The sequence below is a fragment of the Acinetobacter sp. Marseille-Q1618 genome, from assembly GCF_902809855.1.
In the GTDB taxonomy this organism is placed as follows: Bacteria; Pseudomonadota; Gammaproteobacteria; order Pseudomonadales; family Moraxellaceae; genus Acinetobacter.
Map to the genome: position 1 here is coordinate 862,860 of NZ_CADDWJ010000002.1, position 21,986 is coordinate 884,845.

At 39.2% G+C, this 21,986-nt stretch carries 26 protein-coding genes; 15 read left to right on the forward strand and 11 right to left on the reverse strand.

Going from position 1 to position 21,986, the window contains the following annotated elements; translation table 11 throughout:
- Positions 1-64: 64 nt before the first annotated feature.
- Positions 65-1,855, reverse strand: coding sequence for an arginine--tRNA ligase (gene argS, locus HUS24_RS11245; protein ID WP_173912099.1), 1,791 nt, complete (start codon positions 1,853-1,855; stop codon positions 65-67).
- Between the two features lie 198 nt (positions 1,856-2,053).
- Between argS and HUS24_RS11250 the strand changes: the two genes are divergently transcribed.
- The 3 genes from HUS24_RS11250 (at position 2,054) to HUS24_RS11260 (ending at position 4,832) form a co-directional block, all read left to right on the forward strand.
- Positions 2,054-2,338 (forward strand): DUF2798 domain-containing protein, encoded by a 285-nt coding sequence (locus tag HUS24_RS11250; protein ID WP_173912551.1) that lies wholly within the window; start codon positions 2,054-2,056, stop codon positions 2,336-2,338.
- A gap of 173 nt (positions 2,339-2,511) precedes the next feature.
- A complete protein-coding gene (locus HUS24_RS11255) occupies positions 2,512-4,212 on the forward strand; it encodes an NAD-dependent malic enzyme (protein ID WP_173912100.1) in 1,701 nt (566 codons plus the stop codon).
- An 86-nt stretch (positions 4,213-4,298) separates the two neighbouring features.
- Positions 4,299-4,832: a hypothetical protein gene (locus HUS24_RS11260; RefSeq protein ID WP_173912101.1), complete on the forward strand. Its 534-nt coding sequence runs from the start codon at positions 4,299-4,301 to the stop codon at positions 4,830-4,832.
- A gap of 142 nt (positions 4,833-4,974) precedes the next feature.
- Here the strand turns inward: HUS24_RS11260 and HUS24_RS11265 are convergent, their stop codons facing one another.
- The gene (locus HUS24_RS11265) at positions 4,975-5,898 is read right to left on the reverse strand and encodes a Dyp-type peroxidase (RefSeq protein WP_173912102.1); all 924 of its coding nucleotides are present in this window, start codon (positions 5,896-5,898) and stop codon (positions 4,975-4,977) included.
- A gap of 163 nt (positions 5,899-6,061) precedes the next feature.
- On the opposite strand from HUS24_RS11265, the gene HUS24_RS11270 reads away from it, so the two are divergent.
- On the forward strand, positions 6,062-6,682 hold the full coding sequence (locus tag HUS24_RS11270) for a LysE family transporter (protein WP_173912103.1): 621 nt from the start codon (positions 6,062-6,064) through the stop codon (positions 6,680-6,682).
- Positions 6,683-6,971: 289 nt separating this feature from the next.
- On the opposite strand, the gene HUS24_RS11275 is transcribed toward HUS24_RS11270, so the two are convergent.
- The 4 genes from HUS24_RS11275 to HUS24_RS11290 are packed head-to-tail and all read right to left on the reverse strand — an operon-like array spanning position 6,972 to position 9,395.
- Complete coding sequence (locus tag HUS24_RS11275; protein ID WP_173912104.1) at positions 6,972-7,280, reverse strand: hypothetical protein; 309 nt, start codon at positions 7,278-7,280, stop codon at positions 6,972-6,974.
- A 52-nt stretch (positions 7,281-7,332) separates the two neighbouring features.
- The gene (gene znuB / locus HUS24_RS11280; RefSeq protein ID WP_173912105.1) at positions 7,333-8,133 is read right to left on the reverse strand and encodes a zinc ABC transporter permease subunit ZnuB; all 801 of its coding nucleotides are present in this window, start codon (positions 8,131-8,133) and stop codon (positions 7,333-7,335) included.
- A 3-nt stretch (positions 8,134-8,136) separates the two neighbouring features.
- A complete protein-coding gene (gene znuC / locus HUS24_RS11285; RefSeq protein ID WP_173912106.1) occupies positions 8,137-8,925 on the reverse strand; it encodes a zinc ABC transporter ATP-binding protein ZnuC in 789 nt (262 codons plus the stop codon).
- Entirely contained in the window at positions 8,898-9,395 is a 498-nt protein-coding gene (locus HUS24_RS11290) for a transcriptional repressor (RefSeq protein ID WP_173912107.1), read from the reverse strand. The genes znuC and HUS24_RS11290 overlap by 28 nt, the downstream gene beginning before the upstream one ends.
- A gap of 139 nt (positions 9,396-9,534) precedes the next feature.
- Between HUS24_RS11290 and HUS24_RS11295 the strand changes: the two genes are divergently transcribed.
- From HUS24_RS11295 to HUS24_RS11340, 10 genes are all read left to right on the forward strand, one after another.
- The gene (locus HUS24_RS11295; protein WP_173912108.1) at positions 9,535-10,377 is read left to right on the forward strand and encodes a metal ABC transporter solute-binding protein, Zn/Mn family; all 843 of its coding nucleotides are present in this window, start codon (positions 9,535-9,537) and stop codon (positions 10,375-10,377) included.
- Between the two features lie 171 nt (positions 10,378-10,548).
- The gene (locus HUS24_RS11300) at positions 10,549-10,941 is read left to right on the forward strand and encodes an ATP synthase subunit I (RefSeq protein WP_173912109.1); all 393 of its coding nucleotides are present in this window, start codon (positions 10,549-10,551) and stop codon (positions 10,939-10,941) included.
- Positions 10,942-11,051: 110 nt separating this feature from the next.
- Positions 11,052-11,927, forward strand: a complete 876-nt coding sequence (gene atpB, locus HUS24_RS11305; RefSeq protein ID WP_173912110.1) for a F0F1 ATP synthase subunit A — start codon at positions 11,052-11,054, stop codon at positions 11,925-11,927.
- An 83-nt stretch (positions 11,928-12,010) separates the two neighbouring features.
- Complete coding sequence (atpE, locus tag HUS24_RS11310; RefSeq protein ID WP_000424060.1) at positions 12,011-12,256, forward strand: F0F1 ATP synthase subunit C; 246 nt, start codon at positions 12,011-12,013, stop codon at positions 12,254-12,256.
- A 39-nt stretch (positions 12,257-12,295) separates the two neighbouring features.
- Entirely contained in the window at positions 12,296-12,766 is a 471-nt protein-coding gene (locus tag HUS24_RS11315) for a F0F1 ATP synthase subunit B (protein WP_065993267.1), read from the forward strand.
- A gap of 11 nt (positions 12,767-12,777) precedes the next feature.
- Positions 12,778-13,314: a F0F1 ATP synthase subunit delta gene (locus tag HUS24_RS11320; RefSeq protein WP_065993268.1), complete on the forward strand. Its 537-nt coding sequence runs from the start codon at positions 12,778-12,780 to the stop codon at positions 13,312-13,314.
- A gap of 63 nt (positions 13,315-13,377) precedes the next feature.
- The gene (gene atpA / locus HUS24_RS11325; protein WP_173912111.1) at positions 13,378-14,922 is read left to right on the forward strand and encodes a F0F1 ATP synthase subunit alpha; all 1,545 of its coding nucleotides are present in this window, start codon (positions 13,378-13,380) and stop codon (positions 14,920-14,922) included.
- A gap of 88 nt (positions 14,923-15,010) precedes the next feature.
- Positions 15,011-15,880 (forward strand): F0F1 ATP synthase subunit gamma, encoded by an 870-nt coding sequence (gene atpG, locus HUS24_RS11330; protein ID WP_173912112.1) that lies wholly within the window; start codon positions 15,011-15,013, stop codon positions 15,878-15,880.
- Positions 15,881-15,906: 26 nt separating this feature from the next.
- Positions 15,907-17,301 carry a F0F1 ATP synthase subunit beta gene (atpD, locus tag HUS24_RS11335; protein WP_065993271.1) on the forward strand — a complete coding sequence of 465 codons (1,395 nt, stop codon included), beginning with the start codon at positions 15,907-15,909 and terminating at the stop codon, positions 17,299-17,301.
- Positions 17,302-17,327: 26 nt separating this feature from the next.
- Entirely contained in the window at positions 17,328-17,747 is a 420-nt protein-coding gene (locus HUS24_RS11340) for a F0F1 ATP synthase subunit epsilon (protein ID WP_065993272.1), read from the forward strand.
- A 71-nt stretch (positions 17,748-17,818) separates the two neighbouring features.
- Here HUS24_RS11340 and HUS24_RS11345 read toward each other — a convergent pair whose 3' ends face one another.
- Both HUS24_RS11345 and HUS24_RS11350 read right to left on the reverse strand, forming a co-directional pair.
- Positions 17,819-18,574: a tRNA(His) guanylyltransferase Thg1 family protein gene (locus HUS24_RS11345; protein ID WP_173912113.1), complete on the reverse strand. Its 756-nt coding sequence runs from the start codon at positions 18,572-18,574 to the stop codon at positions 17,819-17,821.
- A gap of 1 nt (position 18,575) precedes the next feature.
- Entirely contained in the window at positions 18,576-19,028 is a 453-nt protein-coding gene (locus tag HUS24_RS11350; protein WP_173912114.1) for an ATP-binding protein, read from the reverse strand.
- 161 nt (positions 19,029-19,189) lie between these two features.
- Between HUS24_RS11350 and HUS24_RS11355 the strand changes: the two genes are divergently transcribed.
- Positions 19,190-19,477 (forward strand): hypothetical protein, encoded by a 288-nt coding sequence (locus HUS24_RS11355; protein WP_173912115.1) that lies wholly within the window; start codon positions 19,190-19,192, stop codon positions 19,475-19,477.
- A gap of 92 nt (positions 19,478-19,569) precedes the next feature.
- Here the strand turns inward: HUS24_RS11355 and HUS24_RS11360 are convergent, their stop codons facing one another.
- The 3 genes from HUS24_RS11360 to omp33-36 form a co-directional block, all read right to left on the reverse strand.
- Entirely contained in the window at positions 19,570-20,193 is a 624-nt protein-coding gene (locus HUS24_RS11360; protein WP_173912116.1) for a hypothetical protein, read from the reverse strand.
- A gap of 164 nt (positions 20,194-20,357) precedes the next feature.
- On the reverse strand, positions 20,358-20,906 hold the full coding sequence (locus HUS24_RS11365) for a glutathione peroxidase (protein WP_173912117.1): 549 nt from the start codon (positions 20,904-20,906) through the stop codon (positions 20,358-20,360).
- A 160-nt stretch (positions 20,907-21,066) separates the two neighbouring features.
- Positions 21,067-21,939 carry a porin Omp33-36 gene (omp33-36, locus tag HUS24_RS11370; RefSeq protein ID WP_173912118.1) on the reverse strand — a complete coding sequence of 291 codons (873 nt, stop codon included), beginning with the start codon at positions 21,937-21,939 and terminating at the stop codon, positions 21,067-21,069.
- Between the last annotated feature and the right edge of the window lie 47 nt (positions 21,940-21,986).

A 21,986-nucleotide genomic window follows, 5' to 3' on the forward strand; every position in this document is an offset into this window, starting at 1 on the left:
TTTGAGTACCGTCACGGTGGGCAATACTCAATAGATTTTTACAGTATTTAAAGTGTATACCTTATTACATTGCCTCTGGTGCAGAAACACCAAGCAACTCTAAGCCATTGCGTACTACTTGTTGAACATTTTTAGAGAGTAATAAACGTGCTTGGGTTAATTCAGCATCGTCACTCAGTACTTTATGTTCGTTGTACCAACCATGGAATAAAGCAGCCAACTCTTTTAAATAATTCCCCACTTGATGTGGTTCATAATTATTCGCAGCACGTACCACAATTTCTGGATAAGCTGCGAGTTTTGCTAAAATTTCTGTTTCTGCATCAAGTTCTAATTTTGCAGCAAACTGACGTGCATTTACTGTATCAAAATTGATACCAGTTGCTGCGGCTTTTTCAAGCATACGACAAATACGCGCATGTGCATATTGGATGTAATACACTGCATTGTCCTTACTTTGTGATACAGCAAGGTCTAAATCGAAGTCGATGTGCTGTTCAGATTTACGCATTACATAGTAGAAACGAGCAGCATCGTTACCGACTTCTTTACGCAGATCACGCAGAGTCACAAACTGACCTGAACGAGATGACATTTGCACCATCTGACCGCCACGCCATAAGCTTACAAACTGGACTAAAAGCACTGTTAGTTTTTTAGAGTCATAACCCATTGCATCAATCGCTGCTTTGACACGTGCAATATAGCCATGATGGTCTGAACCCCAGATATCAATGATATCGGTATAACCACGTTGTAATTTATTTAAATGATATGCAATGTCAGAAGCAAAATACGTGGTTTGACCATTACGGCGTTTCACTACACGGTCTTTTTCATCACCAAATTCAGTTGATTTAAACCAAATATTGCCATCTTTTTCATAAAGAAAGCCACGTTGATCTAAAGTTTGTAAGGCTTCATCAATTTTTTCAGTTAATGTCGCTTCACTGAACCATTGATCAAAAGTCACACCAAACTCACCAAGATCATCTTGGATATCATCTAAAATGGCATGCAAAGCCGCTTGATGGAAAACACGATATGCTGTGCCTAAATGGTTTTGAGAGTTGTGAATTAAACCATCAATATGTTTTTCTTTATCGCCTGAAAGTACGACTTTGTTGCCTTCAGCATCAAGTTCTTCGGCGTATTGCACATCTTCAGGGACATCTTTATAAATGTCTGCAACAGCGCGTACATGAGCATCGCCATCTTTGTCGATAATGCTTTGTGCGATTTCTTTTACATAATCGCCTTGATAAGCATTTTTAGGGAAAACTAAAGTTTGTCCAGTCAGTTCTAAATAACGTAAATACGTTGAAGTTGCCAAAATGTCCATTTGACGACCAGCATCATTGACATAGTATTCACGGTCAACTGTAGCACCTGTGGCTTCAAGCAAGTTTGCAACAGTCATCCCATACGCAGCCCCACGACCATGACCCACATGCAGACTTGAAGTTGGATTTGCAGAAACAAATTCAACTTGAACTTTTTTAGCGGCATTGGCTTGGGTTTTACCATAATCTGCTTTTTGCGCTTCGATACGATCTAACACGGCAAAACGCTGATCTGCATTTAAAAAGAAATTAATAAATCCAGGCCCTGCGATTTCAGCTTTACTGATGTCAGCAACTTCGGGTAAATTTGCCAAGATTTTTTCTGCAAGATCACGTGGCTTCATACCTGCAACTTTTGCACCCATCATGGCAATATTTGACGCAAAGTCACCATGGCTTCGGTCTTTGGTTCGCGTTAACACGCTGGTATTGTTCCAGTCAGATGGAAGGGTCCCTTCAGCTTTTAGGGATTGCACTGCATGATCAAGAGCTGCTTGTATTGCCGTATTCATAATCTATCGAGAAATAAATGTCGCAGAAAAACAGCAAATATAGCAAATTTCCGAGTCTTTAGGTAAAACCATTTGTACGGAAATATCAAAAGATCAAGTAAAGCTTTTGTTTAAAATATAATAAATGCTTAAAAGTATTCAAAAGTTAAATACTTTCAATTATTGTATAATGTTCTTACTCACTAAAAAGATAACATGATGAACCAGAACAAACCTATGATTATTGGCAATATTCCTAAACTTCCAGGCAAATATGCAGCTTGGATTTTACCTTTATTTTTATCAGGACTAATGAGTGGGATCATTTCATTTATAAATACTGTGAAAAACTTAGGCTGGATTGAAAATTTATTCTCTATTTTCTTTTCTGCATGGATGATGTCTTGGTTGGTTGCTTATCCTATCATCTTGATCATATTACCAATTGTGAAAAAAATAACAGGATTATTTGTGGATATGTCACCTAATCAGCCACACAAGTAAGCTGATCTATTGTTTTTAAAGCGCTATTAAATGCCTAAATCTATCCGATATCATTATAAATTTGCTAAATGCCAAAACCTTGCAAAAAAGGACTAATCTATACGCTGATACAGATAAAACTCTACTATTTTTGTCGGGATTTACATCTAGATCTAAACATAATGAGATAGGACATGACCGCAGAAAATTTGAAAGCTAAAAAACCTTTATATCTCCCTTATGCAGGGAATACCTTACTCGAACTCCCCCTTTTGAACAAAGGTTCAGCCTTTTCAGAAGAAGAGCGTAGCCGATTTAATCTGGATGGTCTAATTCCACATGTGATAGAAACCATTGAAGAGCAAAGCCAACGCTCATATAAGCAATATTGCGATTTTAATGATGCAATCAATAAACATATTTATTTAAGAAATATTCAAGACACCAACGAAACTTTGTTTTATCACCTCATTGAAAATCATCTCAGTGAAATGATGCCGATTATTTATACGCCTACGGTCGGGGAAGCATGCCAGCGTTTTTCGGATATTTATCGTCGCCATCGTGGCATTTTTATTTCTTATCCTGACCGTGATCGTATTGATGATATCTTACATAATGTGAATAAAAAAAATGTCAAAGTCATTGTGATCACAGATGGTGAGCGTATCTTAGGTTTAGGTGATCAAGGCATCGGTGGGATGGGCATTCCAATTGGAAAATTGTCCTTATATACCGCATGTGGTGGTATAAGCCCAGCCTACACTTTACCGATTACCTTGGATGTGGGAACCAACAATCAACAGTTGTTAAATGACCCAATATATTTGGGTTGGAATCAGCCACGTATCGGTGGGGAAGAGTATTATAGCTTTGTTGATGCGGTGATCGCAGGAATCAAGCGCCGTTGGCCAAAGGCTTTGATTCAATTTGAGGATTTTGCACAAAAAAATGCAATGCCTTTATTGGAAAAATACCGTAATGAAATTTGCTGTTTTAATGATGATATACAAGGAACAGCCGCAGTTTCAGTTGGAAGTTTAATTGCTGCAAGTCGTGCGGCAGACAAACAACTCAAAGACCAAAAAGTTGCCTTTTTAGGTGCAGGGTCAGCAGGTTGCGGTATCGCAGAGCAAATCATTGCACAAATGGTGGCAGAAGGTTTGACCGATGCACAAGCACGTGCGCGTGTATTTATGGTGGATCGCTTTGGTTTAATCACTGAAAACCAGCCAAATTTATTGGATTTCCAACGTAAGTTGGCACAAAAAACTGAGGAAGTTGCACATTGGGGCAATGCCGAGTCAGTGATTTCATTACTTGATGTAGTGAAGAATGCTAAACCGACAGTTTTAATTGGGGTATCTGGTCAGCCGGGTTTATTTACCGAAGAAATTATTCGTACTTTAGCCGCAAATTGTGAACATCCGATTGTATTGCCATTATCCAACCCAACTTCACGTGTGGAAGCTGTACCTGCGGATATTATTGAGTGGACAGAAGGGCGAGCATTGATCGCAACAGGGAGTCCATTTGCGCCTGTGAATTATCACGGTCAGATTTTTAATATTTCACAGTGCAATAACTCGTATATCTTCCCCGGTATTGGTCTAGGAATCGTGGCAGTGCAAGCAAGACGTGTTACAGATCGTATGCTTATGGCATCCAGTAATGCGTTAGCAGATTGTTCACCGAAACTACAAGACATTCATGCAGATTTATTGCCCGATCTGAATGAACTGCAAAAAGTATCTAAAATCATTGCTTTTAAAGTGGCGAAAGCGGCTATTGAGGATGGTGTGGCATTAGCGATTAGTGATGAACATTTGCAGCGTCGTATTGAGGAAAACTTTTGGACACCTGAATACCGTCAGTATAAGCGCATTCCTTTTTAAGTTGAATTTGCTATAAAATTAAATAAGATGGAGTCTAGATAGACTCCATTTTTATCTTTTAGTGCAATATTTATAGTGATTAATTCATGAAAAAAATAATTTTAGCCATCAGCACCAGTTTTCTCGTTTCTAACGTCTATTCACAAGAAAATTTATGTGAAAAATTGTGGCAAGTTGAACAAGCAAAAACTATTCAAATACAAAAACTAAAATCTCAAACATGTGCTTTTATTTGGGATGATGCAAAAGTAGTGCAATTATTAAAGAAACTGCATTTAAATCCTGATAATCCACAATGGATGGCAACAGATGACTGTGATGTGATCCAAGTGGGGCAGCAAAAATATACGCTTTATAAAGGCTATTATAAAAATGATTTGAGTGATGTTAAAATTATTCGAGATTCATCCAATAACTTATATGGATTTTTCAGAGATTTAGGCAAATATTCCTTTATAGATGATGCATTTAAACCTACAGCAACTGCAAATAAACATGGGGTGGATTTAAAATGTGCGGCTATAGGCAATAATCCAAAATTACCTAATATTTTGATTCAATATATTTTTCAAAAGGGCATAGATTTAAGTCAATATTCACATCACGACAATGAAAAATAAAACATTAAAATTAGAAAAATAGTTTATTTATTTGAATGCATTAACAATGATAACGCTTGTCTGAAATAAAAATAAATCTAAAGCTTTATGATTGAAAAATCTCTCCTTTTTCAAAAAGGAGAGATAGATAAGACTTTAAAAATTATTCTGTGTCTAAAATTTCTTCGAGTAAGTCTTCATTAGGTGCAAAGAAATATGCGCCATCGACTGCGGTGACAAAATGCAATAAACGATCATGAATACCATCACCGCTGGTACCAAACATACGCAGCAACATTTTATCAATACGAGTTAAATCTTTGGTATAGGCGATAAAGAATAAACCTTGCTCACCTTGACCATCGCCATAAGGTAGCGAATGACGTAAGATTTCTAACTCTTCGCCTTCATCATCTTCAATCACTGCACGGGCAATATGTGCATTTTCAGGTTTCACATCATCATCAAGTTCAATACTTTCTAATTTGGTTCGTCCGATTACATGCTCTTGTGCATCGACTTTTAAACGTTTCCAGCTTTCTAAGTTATGAACATAACGTTGTGCAAAAACAAAAGAACCATCCGTAAAAATGCCTGCATCGTCACCTAATAGTGCTGTCTCACCGCGATCATCAGGGAATTGTGGATTTTCTGTACCATCAATAAAACCTGTTAAATCACGCCCATCTAAATAACGGAAACACACCCGTTCATCTAAAACTTCAACTTGGTCTTGAATACCATCAAAAAAAGACTGACTTAAGGCAAAGCAAATATCGGTACGTGCCGATGCAATGTGAATTAGGAGGTCAGCAGGAACAACAGGCATCGTAAATGAACCTTGAATTGGTTCAAGTTGTTTAAAACCTGCTGGATTTTGCGGATAAAGTTTTGCCCAGAGTTCAGGACCAAAAGCGACAGAGGTTTTAATTTCTGCATCAGGATGTTGGGTGATTAAACGATCTCGTGTGGTAAAAAAATCATTCAGTTGTTCTTTTAAAGCATCAATAGAGAGATTTTTTAAATTTAAAACAATAAAACGTGCATGATTCGAAGGTAATGGCAAAATTACGGATTGGGCTGTCATTTTAACGATGGCTCCTCAAATTATTGTGTATTCTCATACTATTGTGCATGATCCAGTGCATACAAGGTAGTAAAGAGTGATACTTTTTACCGATTAAATTAATCGAAAAGTGTTGTATCAAAATCGTTATAATACGCTTTTTAAAAAATGCACTAACATTGTTATGTCCTATCAAATTTGGTTTGCCTATATGTTGGCATGCTGGGTGATTAGTATTTCTCCCGGTGCAGGTGCGATTGCCTCGATGTCGAGTGGTCTAAGTTATGGTTTTCGGCGTGGTTATTGGAATGCAATTGGCTTACAACTGGCACTGATTGTACAAATCGGCATTGTGGCGGCTGGGGTTGGGGTATTATTTGCAACAACGCCTTGGGCATTTTTAGTGGTGAAATGGTTTGGCGTATTGTATTTGCTGTATTTAGCCTATCTACAGTGGAATGCCCCAATTCAGTCGATCGACATTAAAACCGAAACTAAGCCAAAAACCATTCCTATGCTGATGTTGCATGGTTTTTTGGTCAATATGAGTAACCCTAAAGCAATCGTATTTTTATTAGCAGTATTACCGCAATTTTTGGATTTATCAAAGCCACAGTGGATTCAATATGTGATTATGGCGGTGACCATGATTACGATTGATTTGATCGTGATGGCAGGTTATACAGGTTTGGCAGCCAAAGTGTTACGTTTACTTAAATCACCTAAGCAACAGAAATATATGAATCGAACTTTTGCTGTATTGTTTAGCTGTGCCGCAGGTTTGTTGAGTTTGGTGCATCAATGATTAAGTTGAAGAATCTTGTGATTTTTTACGAAGAATAAGTCGATGTTTATGCCAAAATTTAAGTTGATCATTGGCTAATGGATATTCGCCTAGCATTTCTTCTTGATGCAGTATTTCAAAATTCTTATTGAGTAACAACTCAAGTTCGGTTTGGCTAAAACCAATAAACTGTTGTGGACTGTGTTTAACCCAAGCATCTTGATCACCGAGAAGATCGACAACAAAAATACCATTTTCAAATAAAGCATTACAGATGTTTGTTGTTAAAAACAGTTTGAAAATTCTGAGGTTAGCAGAAAAATAAACTCAGTAGGGCAACAATTAAACTGGCTTTAGGAAATTGATACTCCTCAAAAGTCTGTTTTGTAAAATAATAGCTTTGATGATTTTGAAAACGTGTGAGACAAATATTTTCTGAGATTTCAGCGGCATCAAAAGCGTAAACTTGATAATTTTGACTCAGTAAAAATGCAGATTGATTGCCTGCGCCACAAGCACAATCGACTGCAATCAATGGTAATTCTTCTACGAATTGAATTGCTTGTTCCATGATAGGCTGATGCGTTTGATTTTGAGTAACTTCAGTATGTGTTGGCATATTGGATCAAGTTTTGAGTTTTTATGATTGCACAGGATAAGTGACAAAGTGTTTAAGTCACTTTTTTAACTTTTTGAATAATAAATACAGCCGCAAATAAAATCGACATGGTTAAAACAATGCTTAAACCTGTGGAAATATTTAAGCCTGCACTCGACCATAAACCGACAGTAACTCCGATTTGCGCAATGATAAAAGCAGCGATGACCATTTGTTTAGGAGAGTGAGAAACTAAACGTGCGGTTAATGCAGGAATGACGAGTAATGCACCCATAAGTAAAGAACCTACCGCACGCAGAGCCAAAACGGTAAATAAAGCCAAGAGCAACATAAAAATTAAACGTTGCCATTTCGCATTGACACCTTCACTGACAGCAATGTCAGGATCAATAGCAATTTGAATCTGTGCTTGCCAATATTTAAACAACACAGCCAATGCAGCAGCAATTATCAATACAAAAACAGGTAAATCCGACCATTCAATTGTGAGTAAATCACCAAATAAATAACTCAATAATTCAGGTCTTAATGCAGGCAGATGTTGAATCAACAGTAAACCTGAACAAAGTAAAGTCGCAGAGCATAAGGCAAGGAGTGCATCATTCGGTAAACGAGGATCATGTAAAACCCAAAGAATCGCCACCAAAAGAATCGCTGTAAAGCTTACGCCAGCCCATAGTGGCAAAGTCAGTACAGCAGCCAAAGCCACACCTAGCAATGTTCCATGTGCCATGGTATCGGCAAAAAAAGACATTCTGCGCCAAAGCATTAAACAACCTAAAGGTGCAGTTAAAAAAACCAAAAGCGTGCCCATAATCCATGCAGGTAACAGCAGTTGTAACCATTCCATCATGTTTTAGGCTTCCGGTTCAGGGTGAATGTGTGGGCGAGCATCATGTTCACAGGTCTTAGCGGTATCGCCATGTGCACAATGATCATGATGATGTTGATAGGGAACACGATTTGTGCCGAAAATCGCTTGATACTCAGGATGTTGCTGAATATTTTCAGGTAAGCCACTACAACAAATATGTTTATTTAAGCAAATCACACGTTGTGTACCTTGCATGACCCATTGCAAATCATGCGACACGATTAAAATCGAACAACCATAACGCTCAGGTAAACTCCGCACATAATCATAAAGCTCCGCTTCAGATTGAATGTCTAAACCTTGCATAGGTTCATCTAAAACCAAAACATCAGGTTGACGTAACAAAGCACGTGCCAAAAGTACACGCTGACGCTCACCCCCTGAAAGCTGTTGTACTTTTGAGTCTTTTAGTTTGGCAATGCCAGTATCTCGGATAATTTCAGCTTTGATTGCTTTGTCGCATTTTTCTAAATTCAATAAATCTTTTACACGTAGCGGTAGACTATGCGAAGGATTGAATTTTTGTGGTACATATGCCAATTTTAATTTTTTAGGACTAATGATTTTACCTGAGTTGGGTTTGACAATCCCCAATAACACCTTGATCAGGGTGGATTTACCTGCACCATTGGGACCAATCAGCGTGACAATTTCTTTCTCATGTAAAGAGAAATCAACATTTTTTAAAATATCACGCTCATCAATTCGAACATTGATTTGCTGTAATTGAACCAGCGTTGGCGTTAAGCCTTGCTCGAGCACTGCTGACATAGTCCAGAAATCTCAATAATACTGTGATGCGCTTTAAATCCGTCAGAATCCGCAAGTTGGTCAAGTTGCTCGATTAAGCCTTTTGCTGAGGCTTCTTTCACCGTATGACAGCCTGAACAAATCAAAAAGGCCGCTTGATGTCCAGCACGAGGATGACAACACGGAATATATGCATTGATCGAGGTTAAGCGGTGAATAAAACCTTTTTCTAATAAAAAGTCTAAGGTTCTATAGACGGTAGGTGGGGCAGCAGGACGTTCAGAGGCACCTTTGAGTTTCGCCAATAAATCATAAGCACCCACAGGACCTGTTGCATTCAAGATCAGTTCCAAAACTTCTTTTCGTAAAGGTGTGAGACGAGCGCCCGCAGCAGCACAAATACTCTCGGCTTCCAATAAGCGAGTTTTGACATTTTGATGGTCATGTACGCCATGCAAAGTATCATGATGCTCGTGTGAACATAGGTTCATTACACACCTCGAAAGACATTTTAAAGAAATGGACAATCACAAATAGTAACATGAAGCCCGATCATGTTACGAATACCATAGGTTTTTTTTAATATTTGTTATAATATAACATTTAAACATCTTGGATAAAACTCTCCGCATGAAACGCTTTTTTGCTTTGTGTATTGGTGCATTATTTGCAGGTATCACTTGGGCGCAAGCACCTTTGGTCGTGTCTACACATCCTATCTATTTGATTTCAAAAAAAGTTACACAAGGTATAGAAGAACCTGTATTGCTTTTGGACAATCAAAGCGGACACGATGTTCAACTTACACCACTCAATCGCAAAACCATGAAAGAAGCGTCTTTGGTGATTTGGTTGGGCAAAGCCCATGAAGCACCTTTAGAAAAAGTGTTGAAAGACAATCCGAATGCGATTTCTATTTTAGAGTCAGGAATTATTCAGGCATTGCCCTTAAGAAGTCCACGTGGCGCAGCCTTAAAAGATACGGTAGATACCCATGTTTGGCTTGATCCAAACAATGCAGTACGGATTGGCTTTTTTATTGCCGCTCTGCGTTCTCAGCAACATCCTGAAAATAAAACAGCGTATTGGAACAATGCCAAAAAATTTGCTAACGAAATGCTGCTTGCTTCGCAAAAATATAGCCGAGAAGGGGTAATGCGACCTTATTGGGCATATCATGATGCCTATCAATATCTAGAACGTTCATTAAATCTAAAATTTGCAGGTGCAATGACGGATGATCCGCATGTTGCGCCGACCATTGCACAGATTAAATACCTAAATGACAATCGCCCTTACAAAAAAATGTGCTTACTTGCAGAAGCCAGCGCGAGCCCGAGTCAATATAAAAAATTAGGGGCAATTTCTTTTCAATCTGTTGATGAATCTTTGGCAAAACAACAAGATTTTGTGGTTGCATGGCAAACTTTGGCAGCACAAACACAAGCATGTATACTAAATGCACGAAAATGATGCAAATAATAAGCAACTCTTGTACAGATCAAAAGCAGTTGAATATGTGAAAAAAACACGACTAAGGTCGGGAAAAGATTGCATGTTCAGGGGTGTAACTCTATAATGCCTGCGATTAAAAACGATCATCAGCTAAACTTGTCAAGCATTTATGCTGTAAGTGGATAAAAAATGAGCCGAACTAGTCGCATGATTGACCGACGATTAGCGAAAGCTTTGGTCTATTTACAAGCGTTAATGATTCCTGTTTCAGCCTTGATAGGGTGGGTCTTGAAAGACTCGACTGCGGCTCTCAGTGCAGCTTTGGGTGCATTCTTATGTTGGCTAGCCAGTTGTTATTTTTCTTGGCAGTCATTTCGAGCAGCAGGCGCGCGAGCATCGAAACAAGTTCTTTCGAACATGTATCGGGGCATGATGGGCAAATTTGCAATCGTGATCGTTGGATTCATTTTAATTTTAAGCAATGTCAAGCCGTTATCCCCGGTTGCATTGTTTTGTGGTTTTATACTTGTACAAGCCATGACGTGGATCGCTCCTTTTTGGGCAACCCGTTTACAAAAATGAGTATAAGCACAGCAAAAATTGAAAAGTTTTTCAGGAATAGGCGAGATATCAAGCAGCACGCGATATTCGTTTTATTCTATTAGTTTTTTTACATTGACCAGGTGTGATTTATGGCTGCTGAAGAACATGCCCTTACTTCGACCGAGTATATCAAGCATCACTTGACCAATATGACCTATGGCAAAATGCCAGACGGTACGTGGAAATTGGCTGAAAGTGGTGCTGAAGCTCAACAGATGGGGTTCACTGCTATTCACTTGGATTCAATGGGTTGGTCTATCGGACTTGGTTTAATTTTCTGTTTGTTGTTCTGGTGTGTAGCGAAAGCTGCAAACTCTGGTGTTCCAACCAAGTTCCAGTCTGCAATCGAAATGATTATTGAGTTTGTAGATTCAAGTGTTCGTGATACTTTCCACGGAAAGTCACGTTTGATTGCACCTTTATCTCTAACCATCTTCGTGTGGATTTTCCTCATGAACTTGATGGATTTAATTCCTGTTGACTGGATTCCTTATCTTGGTCAGCATGTATTTGGAGCGATGTTGGGCGTTGATCCGCACAGCGTGTATTTCAAAATTGTACCTACTACAGATCCTAACATTACCCTCGGTATGTCTTTATCTGTATTTGCTCTCATTATTTTCTACAGTATTCGTGAAAAAGGTGTGGGTGGTTTCGTAGGTGAATTAGCACTTAATCCATTTAATCCTAAGAATCCAATCGCTAAAGCGCTTTTAATTCCATTTAACTTGCTTTTGGAATTGGTAACTTTCCTTGCACGTCCAATCTCTTTGGCTCTACGACTATTCGGTAACATGTATGCAGGTGAGTTAATCTTCATCCTTATTGCATTATTACCATTCTGGATCCAGTGGGCATTGTCTGTGCCATGGGCGATTTTCCATATTTTGATTATCACCCTGCAAGCATTTATTTTTATGATGCTCACCATCGTTTATCTAAGCATGGCAAGCGAAAAGCATTAATGGTATTACCTAACTATCAATCGGTGGTTAGGTACAGTTTTTTTAACTTAATTTGGTATAAACCTAACCTCTGAGGAATTATCATGGAACTCACTTTAGGTCTAGTTGCAATTGCATCTGCTATCTTGATCGCTTTTGGTGCTTTAGGTACTGCGATTGGTTTTGGTCTTTTAGGCGGTCGCTTCCTTGAAGCTGTTGCTCGTCAACCAGAATTGGCTCCACAACTTCAAACTCGTATGTTCTTAATTGCGGGTCTTCTTGATGCTGTGCCTATGATCGGCGTTGGTATTGGTTTGTTCTTCATCTTCGCAAATCCATTTGTAGGTTAATCAGCTTAATTCCTAAATTAAACCATTGAGGAATTTGCAATGAATATCAACCTCACATTGATTGGCCAAGCGATTGCATTTGCGATTTTTGTCGCATTCTGCATGAAATTTGTATGGCCACCACTAATCAATGCGATTAGTGAGCGTCAGCGTCGTATCGCTGATGGCTTAAATGCTGCTGAAAAAGCAAAAGCTGACCTTGCCGATGCGCAAGCTCAAGTGAAGCAAGAAATTGATGCAGCAAAAGCACAAGCGGCTCAATTGATCGAACAAGCGAACCGTCGTGCAGCACAATTGGTTGAAGAGGCACGCACTCAAGCATCTGCTGAGGGCGAGCGTATTCGTCAACAAGCGAAAGAGTCTGTTGATCAAGAAATCAATTCTGCACGTGAAGAATTACGTCAACAAGTTGCTGCTCTTGCAGTTGCTGGTGCAGAGAAAATTCTGAACCAACAAGTTGACGCAGAAGCTCATAATGCCATGCTGAATCAGCTGGCTGCTAAACTTTAAGAGAGGCGAATATGGCTGAACTCTTGACGTTGGCACGCCCGTACGCTAAAGCAGCTTTTGCTTATGCATCTGAACAAAATGCAACTGACGTTTGGTCAAATGCATTACAGATGCTAAGTGCTGCGGTGCAAGACGAAGCATTTTCCGCTTATTTAAATCGCCCTGAGCTGACTCCTACTGAACAAGTAGGTGTGTTCTCTAAACTTTTAGGTGACGTACAAACGACGCAAGTGTCAAACTTTTTGACCTTACTTGCTGAAAATGATCGTTTGCTTCTGCTTCCTGAAATTGCTGAAGAATACGAACAGCTTAAATCACAGAATAACAATACTGTTGATGTTGTTATTGAATCGGCTTTTCCGCTTGATTCAGTACAAGAACAAAAACTTGCACATGCACTTGAAAAACGTTTTAACAGTGCTGTGAAAGTAACAGTGGAAGTCAACCCGGCTTTAATCGCTGGTGTTGTTATTCGTGCAGGCGACCAAGTGATAGATGATTCTGCGCTTAACAAGCTTGAAAAAATGCGGACTCGTCTTCTTGCGTAATTATTTATAAAGAATTACAGCGTAAAAGAAGACTGAACTTAAAAAAGATTGAGGTATAGCGCAATGCAACAACTGAATCCATCCGAGATCAGTGCGCTCATTAAACAGCGTATCGGCGATCTGGACACCAGCGCGACCGCTAAGAACGAAGGAACCATTGTTATGGTTTCCGACGGTATTGTGCGTATTCACGGCCTTGCTGATGCAATGTACGGTGAAATGATCGAATTCGACGGCGGCTTATACGGTATGGCACTGAACCTAGAACAGGATTCAGTGGGTGCCGTTGTTTTAGGTAACTACTTAAGCCTTCAAGAAGGTCAAAAAGCACGTTGCACAGGTCGTGTATTAGAAGTTCCAGTTGGTCCTGAACTTCTAGGCCGTGTAGTAGATGCTTTGGGTAATCCAATTGATGGTAAAGGCCCTATTGATGCAAAACTTACTGATGCTGTTGAAAAAGTAGCACCAGGCGTAATTTGGCGTCAATCAGTGGATCAACCTGTACAAACTGGTTATAAATCAGTAGATACAATGATCCCAGTAGGTCGTGGTCAACGTGAGTTGATCATTGGTGACCGTCAAACTGGTAAAACAGCAATGGCGATTGATGCGATCATTGCTCAAAAACAATCAGGCATTAAATGCGTATACGTTGCGATTGGTCAAAAACAATCAACAATTGCAAACGTAGTGCGTAAGCTTGAAGAAACTGGCGCAATGGCGTACACCACTGTTGTAGCAGCTGCTGCAGCTGATCCTGCAGCAATGCAGTATTTAGCTCCATATGCTGGTTGTACAATGGGTGAGTACTTCCGTGACCGTGGTGAAGATGCGCTTATCATTTATGATGACTTGTCTAAACAAGCGGTTGCATATCGTCAAATTTCATTGCTTCTTCGTCGTCCACCAGGTCGTGAAGCTTATCCAGGTGACGTGTTCTATCTTCATTCACGTCTACTTGAGCGTGCTTCTCGTGTATCTGCTGACTATGTTGAGAAATTCACGAATGGTGAAGTTAAAGGTCAAACTGGTTCTTTAACTGCATTGCCAATCATTGAAACTCAAGCGGGTGACGTATCTGCATTCGTACCAACCAACGTAATTTCGATTACTGACGGTCAGATCTTCTTAGAAACATCATTATTTAACGCAGGTATTCGTCCTGCTGTGAACGCAGGTATCTCTGTATCACGTGTTGGTGGTTCTGCTCAAACGAAGATCATCAAAAAATTGTCTGGTGGTATCCGTACCGCTTTAGCGCAATACCGTGAATTGGCAGCGTTTGCTCAGTTTGCTTCTGACCTTGATGAAGCAACACGTAAGCAACTTGAACATGGTCAACGTGTAACTGAATTAATGAAGCAAAAACAATATGCTCCATATTCAATTGCTGACCAAGCTGTATCAGTATATGCATCTAACGAAGGCTATATGGCTGACGTTGAAGTGAAGAAAATCGTAGACTTTGATACTGCGTTAATCTCTTACTTCCGTTCAGAACATGCTGCGTTAATGCAACAAATCGATGAAACTGGTGATTGGAACAAAGACATCGAAGCTGCATTCAAAGCAGGTATTGAAAGCTTTAAAGCGACTCAAACTTACTAAGATTCAATCAGATTGAATCTAGTTAAGGTTTGGTTCACGGATCAACCTTCGGAAGCTCGAAAGGGCTTTCGAATACTAGGTTAAGCGTATGGCAAATTTAAAAGAAATTCGCGCCAAAGTAGCTAGTATCAAGAGCACGCAGAAAATTACTCGCGCGATGCAAATGGTAGCAGCTTCTAAGATGCGTCGTGCGCAAGAGCGCATGGCTCAGGGCCGTCCGTATGCCGAAAATATGCACCGTGTAATTGCTCATTTGGTACAAGCGAATCCTGAATATAAACACCGTTATATGGTTGAACGTCCTGTAAAACGCGTTGGCTATATCATTGTGTCTTCAGATCGTGGCCTTGCTGGTGGTTTGAACATTAACTTGTTCAAGAAAGTGGTCAAACATGTCCAACAGCAACAAGAGCAGTCAATTGAAGTTCAATTTGCTTTGATTGGTCAAAAAGCGGTTTCGTTTTTTAAAAACTACGGCGGTAAGGTACTTGGTGCGACAACACAAGTTGGTGATGCTCCAAGTCTTGAACAGTTAACTGGTTCTGTACAGGTGATGTTAGACGCATTTGATAAAGGCGAATTAGATCGTATTTATCTTGTGTCAAACGGCTTTGTCAATGCCATGACTCAAAATCAAAAGATCGAACAACTTGTTCCTTTGGCTGCGGCTGATACAAGTGAGGATCTAAACCGTCAATACGGTTGGGATTACCTCTATGAACCAGAAGCTGAAGAGCTTTTAAATGGTTTATTGGTTCGTTACATCGAGTCGATGGTGTATCAAGGTGTGATTGAAAACATCGCATGTGAGCAATCTGCACGTATGGTAGCAATGAAAGCTGCAACGGATAACGCAGGTGAGCTTATCAAGAGCCTACAACTCATTTATAACAAGCTGCGTCAAGCCGCGATTACTCAGGAAATTTCTGAGATCGTTGGTGGTGCCGCTGCCGTTTAACATTATTTTGAATTGAGGAGACAGCAATGAGTAGCGGTCGTATCATTCAGATCATCGGCGCGGTTATCGACGTCGAGTTTGAACGCAACAGCGTTCCTAAGATCTATGACGCTCTCCACGTTGACGGTACTGAAACTACGTTAGAAGTTCAGCAACAACTTGGTGATGGCGTAGTTCGTACTATTGCAATGGGATCTACTGAAGGTCTTAAACGTGGTCTAAACGTAACAAGTACTGGTGCACCTATTTCTGTACCTGTAGGTACTGCATGTTTAGGTCGTATCATGGACGTTCTTGGTCGCCCGATCGACGAAGCTGGTCCAGTTGCAACTGAAGATCGTTTACCGATTCACCGTCAAGCACCTTCTTATGCTGAACAAGCTGCGTCTACTGACCTTTTAGAAACAGGTATTAAAGTCATCGACTTACTTTGCCCGTTTGCGAAAGGTGGTAAAGTTGGTTTATTCGGTGGTGCGGGTGTTGGTAAAACCGTAAACATGATGGAGTTGATCAACAACATCGCTAAAGCGCACTCAGGTTTATCTGTATTCGCTGGTGTTGGTGAACGTACTCGTGAAGGTAACGACTTCTATCACGAGATGAAAGACTCTAACGTTCTTGACAAAGTAGCAATGGTCTACGGTCAGATGAACGAGCCACCTGGTAACCGTTTACGTGTAGCGTTAACTGGTTTGACGATGGCTGAGTACTTCCGTGATCAAAAAGACGAAAACGGTAAAGGCCGTGACGTATTATTGTTCGTAGACAACATCTATCGTTATACACTAGCGGGTACTGAAGTATCAGCACTTCTAGGTCGTATGCCATCTGCAGTAGGTTACCAACCAACACTTGCAGAAGAAATGGGTGTTCTTCAAGAACGTATTACGTCGACTAAGTCTGGTTCGATTACATCTATCCAAGCGGTATATGTACCAGCCGATGACTTAACGGATCCATCTCCAGCGACAACATTCGCTCACTTAGATGCGACTGTAGTATTGAGCCGTGACATCGCTTCTCAAGGTATTTACCCTGCGATCGATCCACTTGACTCAACTTCACGTCAGTTAGATCCATTAGTTGTAGGTACTGAGCATTACGAAATCGCGCGTTCAGTTCAAAATGTTCTTCAACGTTATAAAGAATTGAAAGACATTATCGCAATTCTTGGTATGGACGAATTGTCAGAAGAAGACAAACTTACTGTATACCGTGCACGTAAGATCCAGCGTTTCTTCTCTCAACCGTTCCACGTAGCTGAAGTGTTTACTGGTGCACCTGGTAAACTTGTACCACTTAAAGAAACGATTCGTGGCTTTAAAGGTCTTTTAGCTGGTGAATACGATCACATCCCAGAACAAGCGTTCTATATGGTTGGTGGTATTGACGAAGTGATTGCTAAAGCTGAGAAACTTTAATTAGTTCCCTAATTTAGGAGATTCTCATGTCTACAATGCAATGTGACGTTGTGAGTGTAAAAGAGTCTTTGTACTCAGGCACTGTAACAATGCTGATCGCAAAAGGTGCTGGTGGTGAACTTGGTATTATGCCTGGTCATGCGCCGCTAGTGACTTTACTTAAGCCGGGTGCAATTCGCGTTCTGCTTGAGAACGGTACAGAAGAGTTAATCTATGTATCTGGTGGTGTACTTGAAGTTCAACCGCATGTGGTTACGGTTCTAGCAGATACTGCTGTTCGTGCTGAAAACTTAGATGAAGCTGCAATTATTGAAGCACGTAAAAATGCTGAACAATTGCTTGCAAATCAAAAAAGCGACTTGGACTCAGCTGCTGCTTTGGCTGCACTTGCAGAAACTGCTGCACAGTTGGAAACCATCCGCAAAATCAAAAACCGCGCAATGTAATTGTCGGTTTGAGATTAAAGAACCACCCGAAAGGGTGGTTTTTTAATGTAAAATCGATGCAAAGCAGAGATCTATAGAAATTGTCTCTGTATAAACCGACTATACTCATCACCTAAAGGTAATTCATAATCCTTAAAAATTTGTCGTCGAGTTGAGGTTATAGGTTGATTCGTTTGAGGATTAAAACCTTCTTTTATCATATTTTTCCAATACAAACCTGTGCCACGTTTTTGCCATGCAGGTAATTCATTAAAATTAATATCTCGGCTAAACAACAGATCATGCTTTTCTTGGCGAGATAAGCCTTTTACTTGATTGGTTGCTTTATTTATATTTTCACCTTCTTTACGCAGCATCCAATAACAATGTGCATTTAAAGCATTACGGTGCGCATCTTCATGTCGCCAACGAAAATAATCTTCCACAATTTTTGCAGTGGGTAATATACAAATGCGAGCATCAAAAGTGGCTATTTGCCCATGTGAAATACTAAATTTCGCACTGGCTTCAGCAGCCAAAATCGAAATAATTTTTCGGGTTTTACGGTTAAAACTGTTTTCATCTAAATGAAAAAGTAATGAAATTTCATCACTTTGGGTATAACCATAAATGATATTAAAACCACATTGCATCAAATGTGCAGTCGTTTCAACCATTAAATCCCTAAAACGAATATCAAAAGGTGCTTCAAATTGCCAAATATCTTTGGTTAGCCGTGTAAAACCACGTCCATCTAAACGCACAATAATATAATGTTGTGGTGGTACACAAAAGTCATGTGCAGTTTCAAATATTCTTAAACTTTGATCTAGTTCATCAAATCTCATGCTATTCTTCTTTGGTTTCTAAAAGCTGTATAGAAAATTGCTGATTTTCTATAATTTTAACTTTATAAATTTCATCAAAACCTTCTTCAATTGAAGGCGGTTCAAATTTTCTGGCGGTTGCACGTACACCTTGATCTGGGATTCGCTCTTTACCTTGTCGTTCTCTGTTATGTTCTAAAGCACAGTCTAAATCTGTTTCGAAATAATAACTCACAATAAGAAAACCAGCCTCTTTTGCCATTTGAATATAACGACTGCGGTCTGTTTTACTCATATTGGTATTATCTATTACACATTTACTTTTACTTGCGATACAGGCTTCAAACAATATTTTTTCACGATGCCGAGTTTTTAACATATCTAAGTTGATACGCAAGTGAGTTTTATAAAAATATTCTTTATAAAATGTCGACTTACCCGATGCTTGTACACCTATGAAAATAATCAGTTGCATGGTTAATTTCAGTCATTCTTATATATTGAGCATTAAAACATACACCTAATTATAAATACAATGTAAGCTTGAAAATGTCCGTTATACCGCTAAAGTTGCATTGGACGCTGAGGCGTTTGCACGTATGTTAGAAAAAATAGTAAAAAGTAGAATCTCTTAGGATGAAAATAATCGAACAACAAGCACATTTTTGGGAATTGTATCAGGACGATGCACAGTATTATTTTGCTATTGCCATCGATATGAGTTCGGTGGTGTCATGTTGGTATATCCATTTAAATGCCAAAGAAGCAATGTTATATCAACAAAATGGAAGACAGTTTCTGCATGATCTTGCACAAGAAATCGTTCAACAAAGCTATCGTGGTGATTTCTCTTTTTTAGAACAACGTAAGGTTTCTAAGCAAATTCAACAAACCATGCAACAAGCATTTAAAGCACAAAACTAAATTTAGAATTTGAAAATATTATGAGAATAGGATATTCAGCATTGAAGCGGATATCCTATTTTAAAGAAGATAAATTTGGATATGATGTAAAATTAACTATTTTGACTGTCTGTAGATCCACCTTTAGGAATCATCATTCCTGCCAGCTTGATCATTTCAGACTGGATTGTTCCCATTTGTTTTTCGATTTTATCAAAATCAATTTTTGTAAAATCAACTTCACCATTTAACAGCGCAGAGTTCAAAACTTGTTTATTCGCAGATAAGACTTGTTGGCGTATGTTGTCGATCTCTTGGCTCTTTAAATCTAAAGAAATCAGTGCAGTATTAAAACCTTGTAACTCACGGCTTAAACTTTTAGCTGTTTCTTGTAATTGCTGTTGGTCTTTGTTGTTGATTGCAGTTTGTAAGTCTGTTTGCGCTTGTTGTAATTTTTCGATGTACGTTCCTGTTTTGAGCTGAACATCCGCAACGTCACGCGCAATATAAAACATATTACCGCTTTTTAAATTTTCATTCGTTTGTACTTGCGTAGCTTCATTTTCAACTTCTGTCGCTAAAGAGGCATTTGCATTGGATTTATCTTGTAAAGTTTCAGCTTGTTCAAAGGATTCAATGTGCTCTTGTGGCTCAGCAGCTTGATTACAGCCAAGTAAAACGATACCCGAGCTAAAAATAACAAAAGGGAGCAGGGCGCCTTGAAGTAGCTTTTTCATAATATTCAAATTCACAAATAATCTTATGATTTTTAATATAAAACTGAACTATGGATAAATATAGGATTATTGCAAATGAATAACAGTTTATTACTTTAGTTATATTTTAGGGATTCGAAAAACTGAAAAGATGACCGTAGTCATCTTTTTGAGTAGGTGAGTAATTATGCTTTGGAAAGTTCCGCTTCGATCACTTGTACAATACGTGGGTCATCGGCGGTAATATCTGGGGCAAAACGTGCCACGATTTCACCATGTTTATTGACTAAGAATTTTTCAAAGTTCCATAATACTTCTGGTTTTGGATTTGGCGTTAAACCATAGTCCACTAAGTCTTTCCACCATGGTCCTTCACCAATACGTTCAGGAATCGCGTGAATCAAGGTGTCGTACAGTGGGTGTTTGTCATCCCCTGCAACTGAGATTTTAGCAAAAAGTGGAAAGTGTACATCGTAGGTTAGTGAGCAAAACTGTTGAATCTCTTCATTTGTGCCAGGCTCTTGTGCCAAGAAGTTATTGGCAGGGAAGCCTAAAATTTCCAAGCCTTGTTGTTTTTTGTCCTGATAGAGTTTTTCTAAACCTTCGTACTGTGGTGTCAATCCACATTTCGATGCAACATTGACCAATAAAAGGACTTTACCCTGATATTGATTTAAGGTGACATCTTCACCTTGAATAGTTTTGACAGGAATATCGTAAACAGATGCGCTCATATTGTTGTCCTAAAGTCATTTTGAAAATGTTATGGGTTAATGTTTTAGCGACTATTCACATTTTCAGCAAGATCTAATGATTAGAATCATACAATTTAAGACAAAAAAGCAGATCATTTGATCTGCTTTTTTCAGAATTAAGTCGATAAAAGACTCATTCTTAGAAACGGAATTTTGCATTCACGCCAACAGTTTGGGTGTCATTTGCAGCTTTAGAGTTTGCATTTACGTAGCTTGCACCCACTGCAATTGCAGGTGTGATGAAGTAATTTACGTTTGCGCCCCAAGCTGAATCAGGTGTAGCATCAAAGCTAGATTCTGCATAAGATGCACCAACACTTAACTGTGAGTTCAAATACAAATCAGTTTTAAATTGATACGCAGTATCATCGCCATAAACGATACCTGTTTCAAAACCAACCGCCATATTTGTACCATCGATGTTGCCTACATATTTAGTACGTGCAGTCAAAGCATCTTGGTCTTCACCAATTGTTGCTGCTTCTGCAACAGCTTTTGCAACACCATTGCCCATGACATTGAATGCATCAAGCGCAGTTTGGTCTGCAACACTTGTATAACCTATAGCAACCAAGAAGTTTTTAGTTGCAAGCGCACCCACTTCTAATGCATAACGGTCACCATTGTCGTCAGTACGATTTTGGTTTTTGCTGTCTAAAATAGTGTGGCTATAAGCAGCACTTGCATAAACTGGTACGAATTTTGTTGGAAGATATGCTTCCGCTTTAGCACCAAAGTTATGTGCGATGATGTCAACACCATTTGAACCCACTTCGCCATAGTTATAAGCAAGCGAAATGTTAGAAGCTTGGTTTAAAAATGCAGCTTCAGCCAATGGACCTTTTGAAGAGTCAACATCTTTTAGGTAAACAGTAGCTTGAATACCACCTGTAAAATCTTTGTCATTTACAGTTGTATCGATGTATTCAGTTTGACCTTGAACTTCAAATTGATACGCTTGAGCACCGGTCATGGCTAATAATAAAGCAGTGGCTAAACCGAGTTTTTTCATAATCATTTCCAGTTGTTGAAATGGGATAAACTTGCTGCATTGTATTG